Source organism: Thermostichus sp. MS-CIW-37, from assembly GCF_054060065.1.
This window is the reverse complement of sequence record NZ_JBSSCV010000058.1, coordinates 1-3,144: the sequence shown is the minus strand read 5'-3', so window position 1 is coordinate 3,144 and position 3,144 is coordinate 1. Positions and strand designations below refer to the sequence as shown.

3 protein-coding genes are annotated in these 3,144 nt (G+C 58.9%); 2 read left to right on the top strand and 1 reads right to left on the bottom strand.

The window, feature by feature from the left end; translation table 11 throughout:
* Positions 1–300: 300 nt before the first annotated feature.
* Both ACVWYZ_RS14210 and mnmA read left to right on the top strand, forming a co-directional pair.
* Entirely contained in the window at positions 301–1,038 is a 738-nt protein-coding gene (locus ACVWYZ_RS14210; RefSeq protein WP_457467419.1) for a HEAT repeat domain-containing protein, read from the top strand.
* Between the two features lie 102 nt (positions 1,039–1,140).
* Entirely contained in the window at positions 1,141–2,247 is a 1,107-nt protein-coding gene (gene mnmA / locus ACVWYZ_RS14205; protein WP_457467418.1) for a tRNA 2-thiouridine(34) synthase MnmA, read from the top strand.
* A gap of 58 nt (positions 2,248–2,305) precedes the next feature.
* On the opposite strand, the gene ACVWYZ_RS14200 is transcribed toward mnmA, so the two are convergent.
* A complete protein-coding gene (locus ACVWYZ_RS14200) occupies positions 2,306–3,070 on the bottom strand; it encodes a glycerophosphoryl diester phosphodiesterase membrane domain-containing protein (RefSeq protein ID WP_457467417.1) in 765 nt (254 codons plus the stop codon).
* Between the last annotated feature and the right edge of the window lie 74 nt (positions 3,071–3,144).

The window sequence follows — 3,144 nt, the reverse complement described above, 5'->3', positions numbered from 1 at the left end:
CGGGATACCGCCATTCTGTTTGGAAACAAACAGAATGCTATCGCTGCATAGTTGAACAGTGATGTTCAGCAGTGTTCAGCGTAAATGTATCAGCCTCGTATCCTCTCCACCAAAATATCCAAAATCTTCGTGATGGGGCCAAGTCAACCTGCTTTTCTCGACAACAGTGCTAGGATTTGTCGATCGAAACAGTGGCACCATGTCCCCAGAGATCCCGACCGGGCCAGACAAAGACGGCCTCTGTCCAAGCGCAGCCTCGTTTGCCATACTGAAGAAAGATTGTAAATATTTGTTAACGCCATGACTGTCTCTGCTTTGGATCCCGCCAACCCCGCCCGTTTACAGGAGATCGCTCAACGCTTGCGCAGCCCGCGTTCTGCGGACCGGATGGTGGCCTTGGCCCAGTTGCGGGATGTGCCGGCAGAGCAGGCGGTGCCGCTGATTTTGCAGGTCATCGACGATGAGAACCTGCAGGTGCGCTCTTTTGCCGTCTTTGCCCTGGGGATCAAGCAAACGGACGCCTGTCTGCCCAAATTGCTGGAAATCCTCACCCAAGACCCGGATTATGGCATTCGCGCCGACGCGGCAGGTGCCCTGGGCTATTTGGAAGATCCGCGGGCTTTTGAGGCCCTGGTGCGCGCCTTTTACGAAGATGTGGAGTGGCTGGTGCGCTTCAGCGCGGCGGTGGCCTTGGGGAACTTGAAGGATCCGCGGGCTTACGAGGTGCTTCTGCGAGCCTTGGATGGGCCGGAGGTGTTGCTGCAGCAAGCGGCCATTGCGGCTTTGGGGGAATTGGGGGATCTGCGGGCGTTGGATCGGATTCTGGAGTTTGCCCAATCGGAAGATTGGCTGGTGCGGCAGCGGCTGGCCCAAGCGCTGGGCAATTTGCCTTCCCCCAAGAGCGTTTCTGCTCTCAACTACCTGGCCAGGGATCCCCACGATAGCGTTGTGGCGGCTGCTTTGGATTCGCTGCGGCGCTTGCGGCAAAGGGGCATCTCAGAAACCGGATCCCAGCCAGCCAACCCTGAGGAAGGCTAAAGTAAAGATCCCGGCTCAGCTTGTTCCGGGTTCCCCAATCCCCAGAGAGAGGCCTCCTCTGTTTCCGGCTGAGCCTTTCTTTTCCTAGGATCCCTTGTCTCAATGGTTATCAGCCCCCACTCATCAGTTTCACCTGTTGCATCCCCGTCGCGGCCCCGCATTGTGGCGGCCCTTTCTGGGGGTGTGGATAGCTCTACGGTGGCGGCCCTTTTGCAGGAACAGGGCTACGCCGTGGAGGGGGTCACCCTCTGGCTCATGAGGGGGAAGGGGCAGTGCTGTACCGAAGGCTTGGTGGATGCGGCAGCTGTTTGTGAGCAGCTGGGGATCCCGCACCATGTGGTGGATAGCCGCGAGCTGTTCCAGGCCAACATTGTCGATTACCTGGTAGCCGGCTACGCGGAGGGCATTACTCCCCTGCCCTGCTCCCAATGCAACAAGCTGGTGAAATTCGGCCCGTTGCTGGCCTATGCCCGCGAAAAGCTGGGCATCTCCCAGATGGCCACTGGCCACTACGCACGGGTGCGCTTTAACGCCGAGCTAGGACGTTACCAACTCCTGCGGGCGGTAGATCGGCAGAAGGATCAGTCCTATTTTCTCTACGACCTCAGCCAAGAGCACCTAGCCCATAGCCTCTTCCCCTTGGGCGAGTACACCAAGGCCCAAACCCGTCAGTTGGCTGCCCGCTACGGGCTGGTTACAGCCGACAAGCCCGAAAGCCAGGATCTCTGCTTGATTGAAACCTATGGCTCGATGCGGAGCTTTTTGGATCAGTACCTTGGGCAAAGGCCAGGGGAAATCGTCGATACCCAGGGGCGAGTGCTGGGATCCCATGAGGGCATCCACCACTACACGGTGGGCCAGCGCAAGGGGTTGGGGATTGCCTCTTCCCGTCCGCTTTACGTGGTGCGCATCGATGCGGCCATGAACCGCGTTGTCGTGGGGGAACGGGAGGAGGCTACCCAGGCTGAAGCGTGGGTAAGCCAAGTCAACTGGGTCTCTATCCCGGCGCCGACGGCATCCTTGGCTGTTGAGGTTCAGGTGCGCTACCGTACCCCCCCAGTGCCCGCCACGGTGATCCCGGAATCGCCAGAGCGGGTAAAGCTGCAGTTTGCCGAGCCGCAGTTTGGGGTCACTCCTGGCCAAGCCGCCGTCTGGTACCACGGGGATCTCCTGCTGGGGGGAGGGATCCTGGAGCGCCCTTCTCCCTAGGTCAACTGCAACTTCCCTCTCGCCAGGGGGGAAGGATTGGGGGTGAGGGCAAGCCAAACTACGCTGCTTGCGCTTGCAGCTGCTGCAGGGATCGGAATAGGAGCACCGTATAGATATCGAAGATAGGCGCAACTGCTGTGGCGACGGCATTCCGAACCACAACTGCACCTAGGGTAGCTCCCAGGATCCCCCCAACAGAAAACGAAATCAGGATCGCGATGCCGAAGATCAAACCCACGGCCAGAAATGCCCAAAACACCCCCCACCAACGGCCCCTGACGAGGTTCCAACTGTAGCCCAACCCTTCCGTGGCACCTTTGTCTTCCAGGACAATCGCGCAGAGCGTGAAAGCCAGCCTTATCCCCCAGTAGATGCCGGGAAGTACAAGCAGCAGCATCCCCAGCGAGACAATCAACACCAGCAGAATGCTGCCGAATACCAGAGGCACTGCCCTAGAGACAGCCCGATCCAGGCTGTTGCCCAGGGGAGGAGTGCGCTGCTTCAAGTGCTGATCCACCAGCCAAAAGGCTGCCCCTCTCAGGATGGGCAGGCCGATCAGGCCATAGGCCAAGTTGAGGATCCCCCCAGCAAGCGGGATCAGCTCCGCAACGATGGGAATGATAAAGCCAGGAGAGGCCAGGATCAGCAGCGGCCCATAGATGGGGCCCGCCATCTCGAATGACCGCTGCAGGAGCGGGATGGGGCTGAGGGTAGCGTTTTGCATGACAGAGGGATCCTCGTGGGCAACCAAGTTCACCCCCTTCATACCACGGGATCCCGGCTTTGGTTCTGGGAGCAGGCTTAGGTTGTGTTGATCTTTCATTTGAGCCAAAAGAGAGCACTGACGAGATAGAGAAAACTCAAGAAGTTCCTGGCCAATTTGTCAAAACGAGAACA